This is a genomic window from Streptomyces beijiangensis, assembly GCF_017315755.1.
Classification (GTDB): Bacteria; Actinomycetota; Actinomycetes; order Streptomycetales; family Streptomycetaceae; genus Streptomyces; species Streptomyces beijiangensis.
The window spans coordinates 1-17,008 of record NZ_JAFLRJ010000270.1 but is presented as its reverse complement, the minus strand read 5'-3'; the positions used below and the strand labels follow the sequence as shown (position 1 = coordinate 17,008).

The 17,008-nt window shown below is 69.6% G+C and carries 23 protein-coding genes and 1 pseudogene; 12 read left to right on the top strand and 12 right to left on the bottom strand.

Annotation, left to right across the window (positions count from 1 at the left end; translation table 11 throughout):
- A partial coding sequence (locus J0695_RS26400; RefSeq protein WP_206965988.1) for a DUF8823 domain-containing protein occupies window positions 1-1,537 on the top strand: 1,537 nt, incomplete at its 5' end.
- A gap of 1 nt (window position 1,538) precedes the next feature.
- Here J0695_RS26400 and J0695_RS26395 read toward each other — a convergent pair.
- Window positions 1,539-2,375 carry a MerR family transcriptional regulator gene (locus J0695_RS26395; protein ID WP_206965986.1) on the bottom strand — a complete coding sequence of 279 codons (837 nt, stop codon included), beginning with the start codon at window positions 2,373-2,375 and terminating at the stop codon, window positions 1,539-1,541.
- Window positions 2,376-2,504: 129 nt separating this feature from the next.
- Complete coding sequence (locus J0695_RS26390; protein ID WP_206965984.1) at window positions 2,505-3,002, bottom strand: FBP domain-containing protein; 498 nt, start codon at window positions 3,000-3,002, stop codon at window positions 2,505-2,507.
- Between the two features lie 91 nt (window positions 3,003-3,093).
- On the opposite strand from J0695_RS26390, the gene J0695_RS26385 reads away from it, so the two are divergent.
- The 4 genes from J0695_RS26385 (at window position 3,094) to J0695_RS26370 (ending at window position 5,720) form a co-directional block, all read left to right on the top strand.
- A complete protein-coding gene (locus tag J0695_RS26385; protein ID WP_206965982.1) occupies window positions 3,094-3,666 on the top strand; it encodes a TetR/AcrR family transcriptional regulator in 573 nt (190 codons plus the stop codon).
- A 125-nt stretch (window positions 3,667-3,791) separates the two neighbouring features.
- The gene (locus J0695_RS26380) at window positions 3,792-4,109 is read left to right on the top strand and encodes a hypothetical protein (RefSeq protein ID WP_206965980.1); all 318 of its coding nucleotides are present in this window, start codon (window positions 3,792-3,794) and stop codon (window positions 4,107-4,109) included.
- The gene (locus tag J0695_RS26375; protein ID WP_206965978.1) at window positions 4,106-5,047 is read left to right on the top strand and encodes a WXG100 family type VII secretion target; all 942 of its coding nucleotides are present in this window, start codon (window positions 4,106-4,108) and stop codon (window positions 5,045-5,047) included. The genes J0695_RS26380 and J0695_RS26375 overlap by 4 nt, the downstream gene beginning before the upstream one ends.
- 28 nt (window positions 5,048-5,075) lie before the next feature.
- Entirely contained in the window at window positions 5,076-5,720 is a 645-nt protein-coding gene (locus J0695_RS26370; RefSeq protein ID WP_206965976.1) for a hypothetical protein, read from the top strand.
- A 39-nt stretch (window positions 5,721-5,759) separates the two neighbouring features.
- Here J0695_RS26370 and J0695_RS26365 read toward each other — a convergent pair whose 3' ends face one another.
- Window positions 5,760-6,590, bottom strand: a complete 831-nt coding sequence (locus J0695_RS26365) for an oxidoreductase (protein ID WP_206965975.1) — start codon at window positions 6,588-6,590, stop codon at window positions 5,760-5,762.
- Between the two features lie 108 nt (window positions 6,591-6,698).
- Here J0695_RS26365 and J0695_RS26360 point away from each other — a divergent pair, with 108 nt between their 5' ends.
- The 3 genes from J0695_RS26360 to J0695_RS26350 all read left to right on the top strand — a co-directional run bounded on the left by J0695_RS26360 (window position 6,699) and on the right by J0695_RS26350 (window position 9,094).
- Complete coding sequence (locus J0695_RS26360; RefSeq protein ID WP_372445830.1) at window positions 6,699-7,634, top strand: LysR family transcriptional regulator; 936 nt, start codon at window positions 6,699-6,701, stop codon at window positions 7,632-7,634.
- Window positions 7,635-7,735: 101 nt separating this feature from the next.
- On the top strand, window positions 7,736-8,275 hold the full coding sequence (locus J0695_RS26355) for a GNAT family N-acetyltransferase (RefSeq protein WP_206965971.1): 540 nt from the start codon (window positions 7,736-7,738) through the stop codon (window positions 8,273-8,275).
- A gap of 30 nt (window positions 8,276-8,305) precedes the next feature.
- Window positions 8,306-9,094 (top strand): bestrophin-like domain, encoded by a 789-nt coding sequence (locus tag J0695_RS26350; RefSeq protein WP_206965969.1) that lies wholly within the window; start codon window positions 8,306-8,308, stop codon window positions 9,092-9,094.
- 15 nt (window positions 9,095-9,109) lie between these two features.
- On the opposite strand, the gene J0695_RS26345 is transcribed toward J0695_RS26350, so the two are convergent.
- The 3 genes from J0695_RS26345 to J0695_RS26335 form a co-directional block, all read right to left on the bottom strand.
- Window positions 9,110-9,928 (bottom strand): isocitrate lyase/PEP mutase family protein, encoded by an 819-nt coding sequence (locus J0695_RS26345; RefSeq protein WP_206965967.1) that lies wholly within the window; start codon window positions 9,926-9,928, stop codon window positions 9,110-9,112.
- A gap of 67 nt (window positions 9,929-9,995) precedes the next feature.
- Entirely contained in the window at window positions 9,996-10,553 is a 558-nt protein-coding gene (locus J0695_RS26340) for a DinB family protein (protein WP_206965965.1), read from the bottom strand.
- A gap of 70 nt (window positions 10,554-10,623) precedes the next feature.
- A complete protein-coding gene (locus J0695_RS26335) occupies window positions 10,624-10,791 on the bottom strand; it encodes a hypothetical protein (RefSeq protein ID WP_206965964.1) in 168 nt (55 codons plus the stop codon).
- A gap of 86 nt (window positions 10,792-10,877) precedes the next feature.
- On the opposite strand from J0695_RS26335, the gene J0695_RS26330 reads away from it, so the two are divergent.
- From J0695_RS26330 to J0695_RS26320, 3 genes are all read left to right on the top strand, one after another.
- Window positions 10,878-11,678 carry an alpha/beta hydrolase gene (locus J0695_RS26330; RefSeq protein WP_307798766.1) on the top strand — a complete coding sequence of 267 codons (801 nt, stop codon included), beginning with the start codon at window positions 10,878-10,880 and terminating at the stop codon, window positions 11,676-11,678.
- Window positions 11,666-11,884 carry a hypothetical protein gene (locus J0695_RS45480; RefSeq protein WP_206965962.1) on the top strand — a complete coding sequence of 73 codons (219 nt, stop codon included), beginning with the start codon at window positions 11,666-11,668 and terminating at the stop codon, window positions 11,882-11,884. The genes J0695_RS26330 and J0695_RS45480 overlap by 13 nt, the downstream gene beginning before the upstream one ends.
- Window positions 11,885-12,060: 176 nt before the next feature.
- Window positions 12,061-12,579 (top strand): putative immunity protein, encoded by a 519-nt coding sequence (locus J0695_RS26320; RefSeq protein WP_206965960.1) that lies wholly within the window; start codon window positions 12,061-12,063, stop codon window positions 12,577-12,579.
- On the opposite strand, the gene J0695_RS26315 is transcribed toward J0695_RS26320, so the two are convergent.
- From J0695_RS26315 to J0695_RS26305, 3 genes are read right to left on the bottom strand one after another with little or no spacing between them, the layout of a single operon-like run.
- On the bottom strand, window positions 12,534-13,040 hold the full coding sequence (locus tag J0695_RS26315) for a hypothetical protein (RefSeq protein WP_206965958.1): 507 nt from the start codon (window positions 13,038-13,040) through the stop codon (window positions 12,534-12,536). The genes J0695_RS26320 and J0695_RS26315 overlap by 46 nt on opposite strands.
- On the bottom strand, window positions 13,028-14,335 hold the full coding sequence (locus J0695_RS26310; protein ID WP_206965957.1) for a hypothetical protein: 1,308 nt from the start codon (window positions 14,333-14,335) through the stop codon (window positions 13,028-13,030). Before J0695_RS26310 ends, J0695_RS26315 begins: the two co-directional genes overlap by 13 nt.
- Entirely contained in the window at window positions 14,335-14,850 is a 516-nt protein-coding gene (locus J0695_RS26305; RefSeq protein ID WP_206965954.1) for a hypothetical protein, read from the bottom strand. The genes J0695_RS26310 and J0695_RS26305 overlap by 1 nt, the downstream gene beginning before the upstream one ends.
- A gap of 126 nt (window positions 14,851-14,976) precedes the next feature.
- Between J0695_RS26305 and J0695_RS26300 the strand changes: the two genes are divergently transcribed.
- Window positions 14,977-15,483 (top strand): GNAT family N-acetyltransferase, encoded by a 507-nt coding sequence (locus J0695_RS26300; protein WP_206965952.1) that lies wholly within the window; start codon window positions 14,977-14,979, stop codon window positions 15,481-15,483.
- Window positions 15,484-15,518: 35 nt separating this feature from the next.
- Here J0695_RS26300 and J0695_RS26295 read toward each other — a convergent pair whose 3' ends face one another.
- The 3 genes and pseudogenes from J0695_RS26295 to J0695_RS26290 all read right to left on the bottom strand — a co-directional run bounded on the left by J0695_RS26295 (window position 15,519) and on the right by J0695_RS26290 (window position 16,816).
- Window positions 15,519-15,686 carry a hypothetical protein gene (locus J0695_RS26295; protein WP_206965950.1) on the bottom strand — a complete coding sequence of 56 codons (168 nt, stop codon included), beginning with the start codon at window positions 15,684-15,686 and terminating at the stop codon, window positions 15,519-15,521.
- A 109-nt stretch (window positions 15,687-15,795) separates the two neighbouring features.
- Window positions 15,796-16,002: pseudogene (locus J0695_RS45730) on the bottom strand (GNAT family N-acetyltransferase); the annotation flags it as partial.
- A gap of 244 nt (window positions 16,003-16,246) precedes the next feature.
- Window positions 16,247-16,816, bottom strand: coding sequence for an MBL fold metallo-hydrolase (locus tag J0695_RS26290; RefSeq protein WP_206965948.1), 570 nt, complete (start codon window positions 16,814-16,816; stop codon window positions 16,247-16,249).
- Window positions 16,817-17,008: the final 192 nt, after the last annotated feature.

Below are 17,008 nucleotides of genomic sequence, written 5' to 3'. Positions count from 1 at the left end.
GGCGTCCGCGTACAACCTCGCCTGGTACGGCGGGATGCACCCGGTCTCGTACAGCGTCGTCTCGCCCTATCTGATGGCGGTCATCGGCGTCCGGCCCACGATGATGCTCGCAGGGACCGTCTCCGCGGCTCTGACCGCGCTGATCCTGGTCCGGGTCAAGGCCGTCCGCAATCCCCTCGCCTGCGCGCTCGCCGGCGTCTTCGCCTTCCTCTGCAACGCGCTCTCCGGCCGCGTCACCTTCGGCCTCGGCACGATGTTCGCGCTGGGCGCGGTCGCCGCAGTCTTCTGCTGGCCGCGGCAGTGGCGCGAGAAGCGCTGGGCGAAGGCCTGGGTCGCGGCCCCGCTCGCGGCCCTCGCCACCGCGTCCAGCCCGGTCGCGGGCCTCTACCTCGGGGTCGTCGCCGCCGCGCTCTTCCTCAACAAGCGGCGCCCGGGCGCGTACGCGCTGGGGCTCGCCCCGGTCGCGGTCGTCGCCGCCTCCGCGCTCCTCTTCCCCTTCTCCGGCACCCAGCCGATGTCGATCGGGACGGCCTCGCTGCCCTTCCTGTACGGGGTCCTCGTCTTCTTCCTGGTCCCCAGGGAGTGGAAGACGGTCCGGGTGAGCGCGGCGGTCTACGCGGTAGGGACCCTGCTGACCTGGCTGGTCGACTCCCAGATCGGCTCCAACGTCTCGCGCCTCGCGATGCTCTTCGCGGGAGTGGTGCTGCTGGCGGCCCTGCCGTACACGGCCCCCCGTTCACGCAAGTGGTGGATCGTCCTGATCGCTTTCGCCGGGCTCAACTTCTGGATCGGTTTCAAGGGCGTCGACGACATCATCCGCACCGCCCCCACCGCCTCCTGGACCCGCGAACTGGCCCCGCTGGTGGCCAAGCTCCAGGACGCGGGCGCGGAGAAGGGCCGGGTCGAGGTGGTCCCGGCGAGCAGCCACCGCGAGGCCTCGGCGCTCTCCCCGTACGTCAATCTGGCCCGCGGCTGGAACCGTCAGGCCGACATGGAGCGCAACCCGCTCTTCTACGACGACACCCTGAACTCCCTCAGTTACCGCGCCTGGCTCGACCGCTGGGCCGTCCACTACGTCGTCCTGCCCGCCGGAGCCCCTGACGCCTCGGGCGCGGGGCACGAGGCGAAGCTGGTCGGCGACGGGCTGCCGTATCTGAAGAAGCTCTGGTCCGACGCCAACTGGCAGCTGTTCGCGGTCGTCGGCCCCACGCCGATGGCCGACCCGCCCGGCTCCGTGGAACGCGCGGAGGAGGGCGAGCTGACCATCGACGTGAAGTCGCCTGGCTGGGTGCTGATCCGGATCCCGTACTCGCGCTGGCTCGCCGTGGTCGACGAGAAGGGCAAGAGCCTGCCTTCGCCGAAGCGGGTGGAGGGCACGGACGAGTACCGAAATGTGCACGGCTGTCTGCGCAAGGCGGACAAGGACCTGGAGGGCGACGAGTGGACCCGGCTGCTCGCCCCGAAGGCGGGCGTCTACCGGCTGGCCTCGCCGTATCAGCTGCCGCCGGGCACGGGATGCCCGGAAGAACTGAAGTGACTCACCCCGACACGGGGAAGGCCACGTCGCACACCTCGTCGTCGGGCCCCGCCGCGTCCCAGTCCGCGAAGTAGATCTCCCGGCAGGGCCCGGTCACGGTCAGCCCCTTCTCCTTCACCCACTCCTCGACGGCCTCGAAGGCGGAGAGGATCTGCGGGTAGGCGACCTGGGCCTTGCTGATCCGCACGTACGCGAGCCGCTGCGCGGGCTCGACGCGGGTCGCGGCCCCTGCCTCGGACACCGGTACGCACGCCTCGGCGGGCCCGTCGCTCTCCGGGCCGACCTCGGCGTAGTACGCGACATAGGGCGCGGCGGCGACCCCGCCGTACCCTTCGGCGGCCTGCACGAGCCGCCCGATCGACGCGCCGATCCACTGCGGCAGCTCGTCGGAGTAGAGATGCTTGCGCTCGCAGAGCACGGCCTGCTCGGCTACCTCGACGGTCCTGACCTCGTACATGTTCGCGTCCCTTTCACCCGACAACCGGCCACGGAGATGAGCCACGAGCGCGCGCTGTACGGCGGCCCGCTCCTCGACGCCCGCCCAGTAGGCACCCAGCGCATCGGCGGCCTGCGGCCCCGGCAGCTCCACGACCTCGGCGATCTGCGCGAGCGGCATGTCGACGCGCCGCAGCAGGGCCACGAGCCTGGCCCGCTCCACCTGGCCGGCGCGGTACCACCGGTATCCGGTGACGGCGTCGACACGGGCGGGGGCGAGCAGCCCGAGCCGGTCGTAGAGGCGCAGCGCCTTGTGGGAGAGGCGCGAACGGGCGGCGAAGACCCCGATGGTCAGCAGTTCGGTGTCGTCCGGGAGTCCGGTGTGGTCCGGGCGGGCGTTCATGGGCTCATCCTCCGCTCCGATCGTGGCGTCTGCCCTTGGGGCAGGGTCAACGCGTCCCGGCGGCGAGCAGTCCTCCCGTAAGCGACCTTCGGCCGCTTGTCCGCTCGAAGTCCGCGCCGAAGGCCGTGGTCACGCCGTCACCATGTCCATGAAGGCGAAGAGCTTCGCCAGCGTCCGCGCGACCTGCTCGTCCAGCGTCAGCGTCTCCTCGAAGCGCGCACCCGGCGGAAGGTCCTTCTTGCCGCGCAGATACAGCGAGCAGGCAAGATCGGCGCAGAGATAGAGCCCCACCGAGTTCCCGTCCCGCCCGGCCTGCCCCGCCTTGGGTGCGGTCATCAGGGCGACGCCGCTCCTGGGGTGCGTGGTCAGGCAGAGCGAGCACATCGACCGCTGCTGGAACTGCCCGCGCTGTCGCGCCGGATAGCGCAGCGCCAGCCCCACCAGCTCCCCGTCCCGCTCCACGACGAGATAGCTCCGCTCGGGTGCCGACAGGTCGCGCCACCCGAGGAAGTCCAGGTCGCCCCAGGGCTGCTCGTCCAGCTCCCGCGGTACGGACAGCCGCTTGGCCTCCCCCTTCGAACAGTTCACGAAGGACGCACGGATCTCCTGCTCACTTACCGGTCTCATGCTCAGTACGCTAACTTTGCCTAGTGGTCCTAGGCAAATGCTTATAGCCACTAGTTTTTGTACGGATGCTTGGTACGGACGGAGAGAGCGCATGGCCCGAGCAGGACTGACCCCCGACCGCATCACCCTGGCGGCCGCCGACCTGGCCGACGAGATCGGCTTCGACAAGGTCACCCTCTCCGCGCTGGCCCGCGGTTTCGGCGTCAAGGACGCCAGCCTCTACTCGCACATCAAGAACCTCGCGGACCTGCGCACCCGGGTCGCGGCCCTGGCCGGCCGCGAAGTGCACGAGCGGCTGGCGGCGGCGGTCGCGGGGCGCGCGGGCAAGGACGCGCTGACCGCCTTCGCGAACACGTACCGCGACTTCGCGCAGGAGCACCCCGGCCGGTACGCGGCGACCCAGATCCAGATCCAGCTCGACGCGTCCGCCTTCGACACCCCCGAGATCCGCCGCGCCATCGAGACCCCGTACGCGATGCTCCGCGCCTATGGCCTCTCCGAGCCCGACCTCACCGACGCGGTACGCCTCCTGCGCGCCACCTTCCACGGCTACTTCCAGCTGGAGGCGACCGGCGGCTTCAACCACCCGCGCGACACGACCGCTTCCTGGAACCGCACGATCGACGCCCTGCACTCGCTCCTGGAGAACTGGCCCCACTCATGACCCTGCGTTGACAGAGAAATGAGAGGCTCTTGGGGCAGGAGTGCAGTTGCCTTGGGCTCCCTTTGACCCGTCCTCCCTAGGCTCTTGAGGAGGTCTGCAGTCAACGGGGTAACGGGGCGGGACACATGGCGCAAGGCTTCCAGGTCGACCCGGACGCGATACTGAAGTACGCGATCGCGGGGGAACGACAGCACGTGCGAATACCGGGCATCGCCTCCGCGCTGGGCGGCGTCGACGTCCCCTGGGGCGCGTTCGGCAAGTTGCCCGACTCCGACGAACTGCACGCCTCCTACCGGGATCACGCCGCCGCCTCCGCGCAGAACGTGCAGGATCTGCTGGGCGTGATGGAGACAGTCGTCGAGAACCTCCGTACCACCGCCGGGAATTACTTCGCTGTCGAGGACGTGACCAGCGAGACGTTCGGCGGAGGTACTCAGGCATGAGCGGGTCCGCGGCAAGTGCGTACGGATGGGTCCGGCAGGAGACCGCGCAGCTCCTTCCCGTACCCGACGTCCAGAGCAATCCCGAGCACGGCCTCGACGCCGGTCTCGACGACGCCATCAAGTGGTTCCTGGAGAAGGTGGGCCTCCTCGACGAACTCGAGAAGGTCACCGGCATGCCCACCCAGCTGACCGACGCGGCCCACGAGTGGACCGCCCAGGGCAAAGCGATGCTGGCCGTCGCCGACGGACTCCGCTCGGCGGCCACCGCCCTGCCCACCGCCTGGGAGGGCGACACCTCGGAGGCCTTCGGGCACTCCATGGGGAAGATCGTCGAGGCGATCGAGGGCACCGGCAAAGAGATGGGCCAGACGGCGTCGATCCTCAGCCGGGCCGCGGCGGAGTGCAAGCTCGCCGAGGACACGATCATCGGGATCATCCGGGAGGCGATCGAGTGGGCGGCGATGACGCTCGCCGCGATGGTCGTCACCGACATCCTCACGCTGGGGCTGGCCACCTTGGTGGACGGCCTGGTCGCGGAGGCGGAGGTCGCGGTTTTCGTGGCCAGGGTGGCGAGGGTGTCGGAGAAGCTCGCCAAGGCTCTGGAAGACCTCATGAAGACGATCAAGGACTTCAAGAAGGGTGAGAAGACCTTCAAGGAGCTGCGGGGGGCTGTCGCGGCGGTCCGCAAGCTCGGCAGCCTCAGGAATGGCTTGTCGGGGAAGGAGAAGTGGACGCATTACGCCGCGGGGAGCCAATTCAAGAAGCATGTGATCGCGCCCTTGGTGAACGCGGCCACCGGCCTCCCCGAAGTCAGCTTGACGGATCCGGTCAAAGAAGGCGGAAGCTTCCTCGCGGACGCGTACGGCCGCGACGGGAAACCCGTGGCGCCGGAGCCGTACCGCGTGAACCAGCGGAGTATCGAAGAGGACTTCGGGTGATCGCCCGTCGTATGAAGAGGGCTGACGCATGACCCACCCGTATCCGGAGCGCCTCCAGCAAGAGGGAGCGCAGCTCGCAGAGCACAGCCGGGGGTTCCTCCTGCCCGGTGAATCGCTTGTGGCTGCCTTCGGCATGCGGTTGGACCAGTTCGTCCCCGAGGTCCTCCCGAGGCGCTATCGCACGCCGAAGCCGGAAGCGGACGCGGCGGCGCGGCTCAAAGGCGGCTGGAGGCTCCTCAACCCGGTGATCTGGGTCATGTACGTGGTGAGTGTTCCGGCCGGCCTGGGTGAGGCGGCATGCTCAGGCACCTGGCGCGGAATCCGGCGCCTGTTCCGTGGGAAGGTCTGGCACGGCGGCTGGGAAAGCGGCGCGGGGCACTTCGTCCGGGCGGTCCGTACCGGCCCTTCGTACTCATCGGGCCACGGTCACAAGAGTTACGTCCTCACCGTCACGGACCGCCGGCTTCTCCTGCTGACCACGTCATCCACTGTCCTGCCCCGCCCGGCCCAACTTCTCGGCGAACTCCCGCGCGGTCAGTTCGCCCGCCGCCGCGCATCCCACCCGCCCCGCCACAAGGACCGCGTGGACATCGCGTTCACCGACGGCTCCTGGGTGGCGCTGGAGGCGGAACGCCGTATCCAGGTCGAGCAGATCGCGTCCCTGCTCGGCTGAGGGGGACCGGCTCGAAAGCTCCGGCCCCCCTCGTACCGCTCACGCGCCGAACGCCGTGTCCCGCGCCCGCTTCTCCCACGCGGCCACCTGCTCCCCGACCTGCTCCAGGTGCCCGAGCACCGCGTCCACCCCGTCGTTCCCGAGCGGCAGATGCAGCGGCGTCTCGTCCGCCTCCAGCGCCGCGACGATCAGCGCCACACCCTTCGCCGGGTCGCCGGGCTGGTCGCCGTCACCGGCGGCGACCATGGCTCGCGTCGCTCCCACCGTGTTCGCGTAGTCCGCCAGCTCGTCCCCGCTCGCCGTGGTGTTTCCCATCAGTGCGGTACGGAATGCTCCCGGCTCCACGACCAGCACCTTGATCCCCAGCGGCCCGACCTCGTCGGCCAGCGCCTCGGACATCCCCTCCAGTGCGAACTTGGTGCCGCTGTAGGCCGAGAAACCGGCGAACGACATCTGCCCGCCCATGCTGCTCATCTGCACGATCGCCCCGGACCGCCGCTCGCGCATCCCCGGCAGCACGGCCCGCACCAGCGCGGCGGGTCCGAAGACCTGCACGTCGAAGAGGGAGCGCAGCTCGTCGTCGCCGGTCTCCTCGAAGGCCCCGACGTGCCCGCGCCCCGCGTTGTTGACCAGGACGTCGATCCGCCCGTGCCGCTCCACCACATCCTGTACGGCGGCCTCGATCGCGGCCGTGTCCGTCACGTCGAGCCGCAGCGCCTCCACCTGGTCGGGATGGGCGGCGACGAGATCGTCCAGCGCTTCCGCGCGCCGGGCCGCGGCAACCGCCACATCACCCGCGGCCACCGCCGCCTCCACGAACGCCCGCCCGAAGCCGCTGTTCGCACCGGTGATGAGCCAGACCTTGTTCATATCGGCATCCTCTTCATTCGTAGGGCCCTGCCTGCGTTCTGCTGACATCAACAACCATGTACCGCCTACCGGTTGCCCGTCCAAGACCCGTTGTGATAGCTGATGGTTATGACCACCACAGACGTGCACGGCCGGGAGCTCCGCTATTTCGTCACCGTCGCCGAGGAACTGCACTTCACCCGCGCCGCCGAGCGCCTGTATGTCTCGCAGCCCGCCCTCAGCAAGCAGATACGGGCACTGGAGCGGCAGTTGGGCGGTCCGCTCTTCGTACGGGACCGCCACGGCGTCACACTCACCCCGACCGGCACGGCCCTGCTGCCCCACGCCCGCCGGATGCTCGCGGTCTGGGACGAAGGCAGGTCGGCGGTGGAGCGCTCCCTGGCCGACCAGCGCACGACGCTCACCATCGGCATGAGCACCAGCCCCGGCCGCGGCGGCCTGCTCCCCGCGATCCGCTCCCGCTTCACGGCGGCCCATCCGAACGCCAACATCCGTCTGCGCCAGATCAGTTGGGAGGACCCCACGGCCGGCCTGGCGGACGCCTCCACCGACGTGGCCTTCGTCTGGCTCCCGCTCCCCGACGAACACCGCTACACCTGCACGGTCCTGGCGGAGGAGCCCCGCCTCCTGGCCCTGCCCGAAACGCACCCCCTGGCGTCCCGCCCCGAGATCGACTTCGCGCGGGACCTCCTCGACGAGCCCTTCCTGGCACTCCCCGACAGCGCGGGTCCCCTGCACGACTACTGGCTGGCCACGGACTCCCGCGGCGGCGTCCCGCCCCGTATCGGCGCGGAGGTGGCGAGCACGGAGGAGACGTACGAAGCCCTGGTCGCAGGCCTCGGCGTAGTCCTGGTGGCGACCGGGAACGCCCCGCTCATCACCCTCGGCGGAGTCGTCACACGCCCCGTACTCGGCATCGAACCCAGCCGTTATGTCCTGGCCCACCGCACCGACGACCACCGCCCCCTGCCGCATGCCTACGCACGGGCCTGCCGCCAGGTCGCCGGGTCGAATTCCGTCACCGGCGGCGGGAAAACCGCATGAGACGGCCGCCGGGAGCCAGGCGGCGCACTGAGGGGGCCGGGGGCCGCGCGGACAGCTCGTTCGCGGTTGATCGACCCACTTCCCTGCGGTAGCAATACCCCATGATGCGCGGCAAAAGGATCGGGCTACGGGCCCGGCACGAAACAGACGTCCCGATATTCCAGGCGGAGCTCTACAACGACGTGGTGACCCGATCCGGCGCCGACAGCCGCCCCTGGCGGCCGGTGACGCCCAAGGCGGCGGAGGCGGCCGAACCCCCGGACGCGGATACGGCGACGCTCTTCACCGTCGTGGAACTCGACGATGCGCAGACGCTGCTCGGCGAGGCGCTGCTCTGGGGCATCGACACCCACAACAGGACGGCCCACCTGGGCATTTCACTCCTCCCCACCGCCCGCGGCCGAGGTTTCGGCACGGACGTCGTGCGTCTGCTGTGCGAGTACGGCTTCGAAGTACGCGGCCTGCACCGCCTCCAGGTGGAGACCCTCGCCGACAACGCCTCGATGATCGCGGCGGCGATGAAGGCGGGGTTCACGGTCGACGGCACGCTGCGCAAGTCGGCCTGGGTCTACGGCGCGTTCGCCGACGAGGTGATCCTGGGCCTCCTGGCCGAGGAATGGAGGCCGCGGCCGAAGGCGTAACCCGGCGGCGGTGCGCACTGTTGGGCGGACGTGGAAATCTGGCTGCTCAACAGCTTCGGCACGTTCGCCCTGTCCGTACTCATCTGCGGAGGCGTGATGTCCGTCGCCGTGGCCGGCACGCTGCTGGTGCGGCGGCGCCTCCCGAGGGTGACCGCGGGCAAGTACAACGACATGATCGGCGTCGTGCTCGGCATGTACGCCGCGATCTACGGCATCATCCTGGCCTTCGTCGTCGTGGCGGAGTGGGAGGGCCTGAACCAGGCCGGCACCAATGTCGCGGCCGAGGCGAGCCAGACGGCCGAGGTCGTACGCGAAGCCGCCGCGTTCCCGCCGGAGCAGCAGCAGCGGGTGAACGCGGCGATGGGTGCGTACGTCAGGGCGGTCGTGGACAAGCAGTGGCCGCGGATGCGCGACGGCGACCCGGACCCGAACCTCACCAACCCCGAGGTCACGGCCGTGTACAAGGTGTTCCAGGACTACGAACCGCGGACCGAGGCGGAGAAGACGTACTACGCCCAGTCGGTGGGAACGCTGGCCGACATCGCCTCCGCCCGCCGCACGCGCCTGGCCCAGGCCGAGCAGGAACTCCCGCCGCTGCTGATCGTGCTCGTGTACGGCGGCGCGATCGTGATGCTGCCGCTGACCTTCCTCTATGGCATCGAGGGCCTGCGCGCCCAGTTCATGTTCGTGGTGGCGGTGGCGGCCCTGATCGGGGTGAGCCTGCTGCTGTGTCTGACGCTGGACCATCCGTTCGCCGGCGCGCTCTCGGTCACGCCACAGCCGTTCAAGGAGGGCGTGCTCGCACAGTTCTGGCAGTAGGAGCGGCTCAGCGGCTCAGCGGGGCCCGGCGAGCAGCGAGTTGATCTCCGGGAAGGCGATGGCGTCGGCGAGGGAGTCGTACGTACCGTCGCCGAAGAGGTCACGGGCGGCGCGCTGGGCGGCTGCATAGGCGGCCTGCGCCACACCGGATCCGAGGCTGACACGGGCCACCCCGAGGGTGCCGAGCTCGGCGACGGACGGGGAACCCGGCCCGGCCATGATGTTGAGAGGTACGGAAATGCCTTCGACCAGTGCGGTGATGGTGGCGATGTCGGCCACACCGGGAACGAAGATGCCATCGGCGCCGGCGTCGACGTACTGCTGTGCCCGGTCGAGGGTGTCCTTGAGACGGGTGCTTTCCTCGCCGAGCCCGAACAGATAGGTGTCGATACGAGCGTTGACGAAGAGCTCACCCTCCGTCCGCTCAACAGCAGCTCGCGCAGCGCCGATCCGCGCGACGAGCTCACCGGGAGGCCGGGCGCCGTCCTCGATGTTGACCCCGGCGGCCCCGGCGGCGATCACCCCGGCGATGGTCTCGGCGACACCGTCCGCGTCCTGCCCGTACCCGCCCTCGATATCGGCGGTGACGGGAACACCGACAGCGGCGACAATGCGCCCCACAAGATCCAATGCCCGCTCCCGCGACAGGACGTCACCATCGGGAGCCCCCAACGACCAGGCGACACCGGCACTGGTGGTGGCGATGGCGGAAGCCCCGGCGGCCTCGATGACACGCGCGCTCGCGACATCCCAGGCGTTGGCGAGAGCCAGGGGTGCGGCGGGGTCGTGCAGGGAACGGAGGAGGCGGGCGTGCTCGGCCTGCGAGTTGGTCATGCAGGGGATTCAAGCCTCAGCCGAAGGCCGGTGTCTGGCGAAAATCCGACACTGACGTCCATCGCCCCTACTCGCCGGTCACGCCGTCGATGAGCTCGCGTGCGACGTCGAGCTGCCCGACGTGCCGGGCGTACTCCTGAAGCAGATGAAACAGGATCCGCCCGAGCGAGGGAGCCTGCTCCAACGTGGCGAACCGCCCCCCGACCCGAGCGACCTCACCAAGATCGGCATGCTCGGCCAAGGCCCGCGCCTGCCGCACTTCCTCAAGGTAGACGCCCATGACGTCGGCGCTCTTCTCCCCGTCCGCCACCCGCCACTCCTCCTCGTCCCCACCGGCCGGATAGGCGAGCACCTCCTCGGCGGCGAACCCCCAGCGCATCCAACGCCGTTCGACCCACCCCAGATGCCGCACCAGCCCGAGCGGGGACCAGCCCAGCGGTTGGACCGGGGTACGGAGCTGCGCATCGGAGAGCCCGGAGATCTTGCGGAGCAGGGCGTCGCGGTACCAGTCCAGATACCCCAGGACAAGATCGCGCGGATCCGAGACCCCCACACCGGGCCCGTCCAGCGGGGCGGGCACTCGCTCGGACGTCAGATGCGCTTGAGCCTCTCGGTCTTCACCCATGCCCTCGACGGTAGTCCGGTGCACCGACAATCAATCGTCGGGCACGAGATCACTCGGCCGGGGACCGTACCTAGGCCGCAGGAATGTAGTCGGCGGGCGCAGCCGCGGCCCACTGGATGAGCAGCTGCTCGTAGACGTCCGCAGAGAGTTCGTTGGCCTCGACGAGGGCACGGATCTGGTTGTTGGTCGAGTCGGCGTCCAAGCGTGCGTGCCCGGACTGGTGCGAGGCGGAAGGCATACGGACGACAGTACGGGCGGGCACTGACAACGGCACCCGGATATGCCGCAGCCCTGGTCAGCCGACGGGCACCACAGCGTGAGTGAATGGTGGCCATGCTCCTGGACTTCACGCACGATCACGACGGTGAACGGCTCCGCGGTGTGTACGGCGGTGACCCTTCCGGGGTCACCGCCGTGGTGCTGCATGGCGCGGGCACCAGCAGCATGGAGCGGCTTCTGCCGCTGGTGCGGGAGTTCGTGGCCCAGGGCTGTCGGGGGATCGCGTTCGACTTCTCGGGTCAGGGCGAAAGCACCGGCAAAACCTCCGAGTTGAGCCTGCGGCGACGGTTCGAGCAGGCCGTTGCGGTGATCGACACGTACGCGGGGACCGATGGGCCGCTGGTCCTGGTGGGGTTCAGTATGAGCGGCCAGACGGTCGCGGATCTCGCCCGTCACTACGGGGACCGGGTGGCCGCGCTGGGGCTGTGCGCGCCCGCCGTATACGCGGCCGAGGCGTGGGACGTTCCCTTCGGCGAGGGCAACGGCCGGTTCAGCGGCATCATCCGCCGACCGGACAGCTGGCGGGAGGCGCCCGCCCTGAAGGCGCTTCGGGCGTACGAGGGCCGGGCGGTGCTCGCCGTGCCGGGCGCGGACGCGGTGATCCCGCCCGCGGTGACCGAGGCCGTTCAGGACGCGCTGGCCGCGCGCCCCCAGTACACGCGATTCGCGCTTCCGGATGCGCAGCATCATCTGGGGTTGTGGTTCCGCGATCACGTCGACGACCGTCGGCATTTCGTGGAGGCGGTACTGACGGGCGTCGAGGACCGGGGCTGGTCGGCCACAGCCGCTCGGTCACCGACTCCCCCCTCCTGTACGGCGGTTGGAGCTCCCAGATGCGCCGGCTGACGCTCGACGACGGCACTGACCTGGTGCAACGTACCTTCGTGAAGCCTTTCTTCCGCCACCACGGGCCCGGCCTCCTGGCCCGCGAGGCTTCCGTCCTGGCGCTGCTCGCCGAGCAGGACGGCATACCCGCGCCCGTACGAACCATGGACATCTCCGGAACGCGTCCGCACCCCCGACGCGGCGAAGCCGGCCGGACCGTGGCGTGAGCTGGGACGGGACGATCTGACGGCCACGGTGCTTGCGGAACGGCTGGAGGCGTACGCGGCCGGACTCCTGAAGCGGTACGGCTGAGACCCCGGCACCTCGGTCGGAGCCCCGTGAACAGACGTACCGTGTGCACTGAACAGGACACCGGCCCACCACGTTGCGGGACTCCCACACCATGATCCTCCCCAGAGTGCGCGACCCCCGCTTCACCACCATCCGCCGTGGGGGGACGCTCACGGACTCCGGCCATCGGCTCCTGGCCGTGTGGGCTGCCGCGTGCGCGGAGCACGTTCTGCCTCTCTTCGAGTCGGTGCGGCCCTCGGACCCGCGGCCCCGCGAGGCGATCGAGCAGATTCGGGCATGGGCGCGCGGCGAGATCAAGATGTCCCAGTCCCGGGCGGCGGGTGGCCACGCCATGGCCGCGGCGAGAGCGTTGAGCGGAGGCGCCAGGTTCGCCGCATACGCCGCCGGTCAGGCGGCAGTGGTGGCGCATGTCGCCGCACATGAGCTCGGTGCTGCGGCGTACGCGATCAAGGCCGTGCGTGCGGCCGCTCCCGGGCGGGTGGCGGATGAGAACGCCGGCAGACTCGAGTGCCGTTGGCAGCGCGAACAGCTCCCGGATGCGATTCGCGAACTCGTCATGGATGATCAGCGGTTGCGCAACGAGATCTGCTGGTCGGTCTTCGCGGTGTGAAGAGGTGTTGCCCTGACGGTGATGTGTGCGGGGGAGCCGTACGTGTCGAGCGGGTCGGGCGACCGGTCGTACGCGACCGTGAACACCCGCCGTACGTCACCGAATCGGTCGGTGTACGTCTCGCCGGACGGGCCGGTGCGCTTCGGTTCGGCCGTGACGTCATAGGTCCGGAGGAAGTCCGCGACGGATGAGTCGATACTGTCGCCGACCTCGTAACGGAGCACGGCGGCGCCGTCCTTCCCGGTCTTCGCGTACGTCGGAACGTAGAAGCGCATCTCGGGGTGATGCTGGTCGTGGTGCATCCCCGCCTTGCGCTCCACGGCCTCCTCCGCCCCCTCGCGCGCCGGAGCGAGGAGGGAGACAGCGGCCCAGACGGCCACCGCGACGATCCACGCCACGCATACGGCCAGGAACCAGAGCAGCGCCTTCCGCCGGCGGGGGCTGGTGCTCACCCGTTCCATGTGTGCACTTTGCTCTGCCCGCCCATGTCGTACTCCTTGGCCTGTCCCGACTGATGGAGCCTTGCCATTTCGGCATCCGACACATTGCCCATCGCCGGGACCGGGGTCCCCTTCTGCGCGTCCCAGTTGTAGCGGTCGTACACATGCGTCTCGTACCGGATCGTTGTCTTGGGCTCGCCGTCCGGACCCGGGACGACCTCCACCTGGGCGATCGTGTTGTAGTGGAAGGAACCGACCGCGTGATACCAGTCGGGGTCCTCCGAGGCGGTCGCGCCCTGCCAGCCGGTCTGCTGGACCAGCTTCACCGGCTTTCCGGTGCGCTCGTACTCGGCGAGAGCCTGCGCCTTCCAGCCGTCGGCGTTCGCCCCCACCTGTGCGTCGACGGTCTTCTGCACATCCGGGAGGTCGTCGAGCATGGTGTCCACATCGATGTCCAGCGGTTCACCGGTGTTCGACAGGTAGTGCAGCATGTTCTTCGCCGACTGGGGGCCGCCGAGCACCGCGGGGGAGCCCATGGCGTACAGGCCCATCTTGTTCTTGATGGCACGGTCCTCGTCGGTGGCCTCGCGGCTGTCGTAGCTGCCGGAACCTTCGTCGGGCGCGGGCGGGGGGAGCAGCACTCCTCCCTGACCGGAGAACACGCGGTTCAGATCCCCCGCGCCCTCGGTGTCGGCCTTGACGGCGGACTCGGTGTGGTCGTCCAGCACGCTGTACGCCACGGCCTTCTTGATCCGTTCAAGCTCGTAGCCGGTGTGCTCATTGACGTCGGCGGCGTAGCTGAGAGCTGCCGTCGCGCGCGTACGGAGGGTCTCGGCGTCCTCCTGATCCTGCCGGGCCGCGCCCGCGCTGTCCGGGTCGTTGTGCGGATAGTTCCGGTCGGGGACGGTGACACTGCCGTCGTCGTGCAAGGTCAGGTGCTGCGACTTCGCCATCTCGGTGGCCTCGTCGAGCCAGGTGCCGGCGAGCTTGAACCCACTGTGTGCCGCGTCGAGTGTGGCTGCGGCTGCTTTCGACTCACGGTTGGCGATGGTCAGTTCGTCGAGCATGACGGCGAGTTGAACCCGGGCGGTCATCGCGACCGCGCCCTGCCAGACGAAGGGCATCTTGAGGAGGACGTTCTCGACGTGGCCCCGTGCCTCCATGGCCGCAGCCGCCAGGTCGGTCCACTCCGTCGCCGCCCGCACCCACGCCTCCGGGCGCACATTGTCCAGTTCGGGGACGGTGATGTGCTGCCGCGCCACGGCATCGGGATGTGAGCTCTTCTCCCCGTCCGGGCGATCACTGAGCGACGCCATCACGCACCCCTCTCGGACGAGGCGAGGATGGCCTGGAAGTCCTGCGCCGTACGGAATTCCTGCGTCGTGTAGTTCGTGTGCGTCTGGCGCAACTTGTCGGCCAGCGAACGGCATTGCTTGGCGAGGCGCGTGATTTCCGCGTCCCAGTCGCTCGTTGTGCTCTGGAGCATGCGCCCGCTGTCGAGCATGGAGTGCATGCGGGCCGTGGCGTCGGACTCAGACAGGCCCTTGTCGGCCTTTTCGAGGATGAGCGCGGCCAGATCCAACTCGTCCGCCATCTTGCCCAGTTCGGTGCTGTCCACGCCGTAGCCGCCCCCGCCGTCGGGCTCCGCCTGCATGGGCCCGACGTCTGCATCGCCGCCCGGACCGGCGCCGGCCGCCATGGTCCGGATGCCGCCGTTGTTGAAACCGGGGTCGGGGTTCGCGTCGGGCGGGTCCAGTTGGTGGGCGATCCGCGGGTCGGGCCCGGTGTTCGGCGCGGATATCGGTGCTACGGAATCAGACTCGGAACGCACAGCTTCCCCCTGTACCCACGCGTGCCCGCTGCAGGGCAGCACGATTCTGCGACGTGATGGTCACTTGTCACCGGACCCTAGCTGCTTACGCCGGCTGGTGTCGGTGACCTCGGATAGCGTGCCGGGATGGGAAAGACTGTCACGTATCTGGAGATGACCGATCACAGAGACCTGAAGCCCGGCCGGTCCGTGCCCGCGTTGGAACTTCGGCGCGAGGAGGGGCTGTCGGAGCTGGCGCGGTCGGTGGCGGCCCGGGTCGGTGCGGCCTATGGATGGCGCAGTTCGACGCGTTCCGACCAGGAGTGGCAGGAGTTGGCGCGGGCGCATCCGCACTGCCAGTACTGGCTGATCAGGATGGCAGGCGAGACAGCTGGAATCGTCGCGCTGGAGCCTCAGCCCGGTGGGGATGTGGAGATCCGTACCTTCGGACTTCTGCCGGAGCACGTCGGCCAGGGGCTCGGCGGCCACGCCCTGACGCTGGCAGTTGAACAGGCCTGGGCGACACGGCCGTTGGAGGCGGAGTCCGTCCGCAGGGTGTATCTGCACACCAACTCGAACGACCATCCGAGCGCACTGCTCAACTACCGGAGCCGGGGCCTGCGGGTGTACCGCACCGAGGTCGATGGTCGATGAGTAGCGTGCACGCCCTGGGCCGGACGGCTTGGTGATCAGTCGGCTGGTGGCGGGTCGATCCCGAGGACCGGCAGGCAGTCACCGACCGCGACGAGTTCGATGTCACCGCGCCGCCGTTCGGTCCACTGCTCGCGGGTCAGCCGCCATTGCCTGATCTTTGCCGCCTCGCCGCGGCGGGTGTCCCAGGTGACGCCGTTGGGCACGTACCCCAGGGCTTGGGATACGCGGTTCGATGCGTGGTTGTCGAAGAAGGCGTCGCTGCCCGCCTCCCGGGCCCCCAGCCCGTCGAAGGCCAGATGGCAGCACCGTCTGCCGCATCTCCTTGCCCAGGCCGCGGCCCCGTACGTCCGGACTGAGCCAGAAAAAGGTGGTGACCGTACCGAACGAGGCGAAGTCGGTGCCGGTCAGATCCTGCGTGCCCACCGGCTCGCCGTCGACGACCACGACGAAGTACAGGCGCCAGGAGCTGGCGCTGACCCGGCCCCGGCCGCGCTCCGGGCTGTCTTTGTAGAGGGACATCGGATCGTCGAAGGGCCACGGGGGCTGTATTCGCCATGATCCGTCCCACGGCCTGGGCCGGAAGCCGCAGCAGGACATGAAGAAGGCCCGAGTCTCCGGCTTCCCACCGGCTGACTTGGGCCTTCTACGTGTTCCGCTCTCTGTGCCCCCGGCAGGATTCGAACCNNCACGGACAGACTAACCGATGGGGATGGGCCGGTGGCCACCCATTACCCGGGAGCGCGTCCCGTCCCCGGCGTGCGTGTCATACGGGGTGCCAGTCCGCGCCCTCTCCCTGCGGGTCCGGTACGACGCGGCCGAAGACCACGTCCGCGAAGTGGATGCCGAAGCCCCGTGTGTCCGGGCGCTGGAGTTCCGCGATCAGGCGGCGGCGATGGCGTTCCGACTGGGACGGATCGGTGTCCGGGACCGTGAACCACTCCGGGTGTCTGACTTGTAGCGGGGAGTGCAGTGCGTCGCCGAAGGCGAGCAGGCGTTCGCCGCGGGAGGTGATCGCGAAGCCGGTGTGGCCCTCGGTGTGGCCGGGCAGCGCCAGGGCCTGTACGCCGGGGAAGACCTCCTCGCCGGGGGTGACCAGGTGCATGCGGGCCTCCAGGGTCGCTTCCGCTCCGGGGGGCAGGTCGTGCCGGTTCTCCCATTCGCTCTTGGGTACCGCGAACGTGGCCCTGGTGAAGACCGGCGGCTCCTTGCACGCCCAGCCGATGTGGTCGGCGTGCAGGTGCGTGAAGGCCACCACGTCGATCTCGTCGGGGCGCGGGCCCAGCTTCGCCAGGTTGTCCAGGAGCGAGCCGCCGTGGATCGCTCCGATGTACACGCGGCTGGCCCGAGCAGCACCCCGGCTCCGCCCTCACCCCGGTCTCCGCCGCGGCACTGCTCACGTACGTGGTGGCCGGCTTCGAGGCCACCACGTCCACCCGGGGCGCCCTGCGGGACGCTGCGGGCGACGACCCCAGGGACGAGCTGGTGCGGGCCCTGGACGCCCTGGGCGCGCTCGCCTCACCCGGCA

Coding starts and splice junctions, on each gene's coding strand:
- J0695_RS26395 (WP_206965986.1), bottom strand. CDS start 2,375: ATGAACGCCCGCCCGGACCACACCGGACTCCCGGACGACACCGAACTG.
- J0695_RS26390 (WP_206965984.1), bottom strand. CDS start 3,002: ATGAGACCGGTAAGTGAGCAGGAGATCCGTGCGTCCTTCGTGAACTGT.
- J0695_RS26385 (WP_206965982.1), top strand. CDS start 3,094: ATGGCCCGAGCAGGACTGACCCCCGACCGCATCACCCTGGCGGCCGCC.
- J0695_RS26380 (WP_206965980.1), top strand. CDS start 3,792: ATGGCGCAAGGCTTCCAGGTCGACCCGGACGCGATACTGAAGTACGCG.
- J0695_RS26375 (WP_206965978.1), top strand. CDS start 4,106: ATGAGCGGGTCCGCGGCAAGTGCGTACGGATGGGTCCGGCAGGAGACC.
- J0695_RS26370 (WP_206965976.1), top strand. CDS start 5,076: ATGACCCACCCGTATCCGGAGCGCCTCCAGCAAGAGGGAGCGCAGCTC.
- J0695_RS26365 (WP_206965975.1), bottom strand. CDS start 6,590: ATGAACAAGGTCTGGCTCATCACCGGTGCGAACAGCGGCTTCGGGCGG.
- J0695_RS26360 (WP_372445830.1), top strand. CDS start 6,699: ATGACCACCACAGACGTGCACGGCCGGGAGCTCCGCTATTTCGTCACC.
- J0695_RS26355 (WP_206965971.1), top strand. CDS start 7,736: ATGATGCGCGGCAAAAGGATCGGGCTACGGGCCCGGCACGAAACAGAC.
- J0695_RS26345 (WP_206965967.1), bottom strand. CDS start 9,928: ATGACCAACTCGCAGGCCGAGCACGCCCGCCTCCTCCGTTCCCTGCAC.
- J0695_RS26340 (WP_206965965.1), bottom strand. CDS start 10,553: ATGGGTGAAGACCGAGAGGCTCAAGCGCATCTGACGTCCGAGCGAGTG.
- J0695_RS26335 (WP_206965964.1), bottom strand. CDS start 10,791: ATGCCTTCCGCCTCGCACCAGTCCGGGCACGCACGCTTGGACGCCGAC.
- J0695_RS26330 (WP_307798766.1), top strand. CDS start 10,878: ATGGTGGCCATGCTCCTGGACTTCACGCACGATCACGACGGTGAACGG.
- J0695_RS45480 (WP_206965962.1), top strand. CDS start 11,666: ATGCGCCGGCTGACGCTCGACGACGGCACTGACCTGGTGCAACGTACC.
- J0695_RS26320 (WP_206965960.1), top strand. CDS start 12,061: ATGATCCTCCCCAGAGTGCGCGACCCCCGCTTCACCACCATCCGCCGT.
- J0695_RS26315 (WP_206965958.1), bottom strand. CDS start 13,040: ATGGAACGGGTGAGCACCAGCCCCCGCCGGCGGAAGGCGCTGCTCTGG.
- J0695_RS26310 (WP_206965957.1), bottom strand. CDS start 14,335: ATGGCGTCGCTCAGTGATCGCCCGGACGGGGAGAAGAGCTCACATCCC.
- J0695_RS26300 (WP_206965952.1), top strand. CDS start 14,977: ATGGGAAAGACTGTCACGTATCTGGAGATGACCGATCACAGAGACCTG.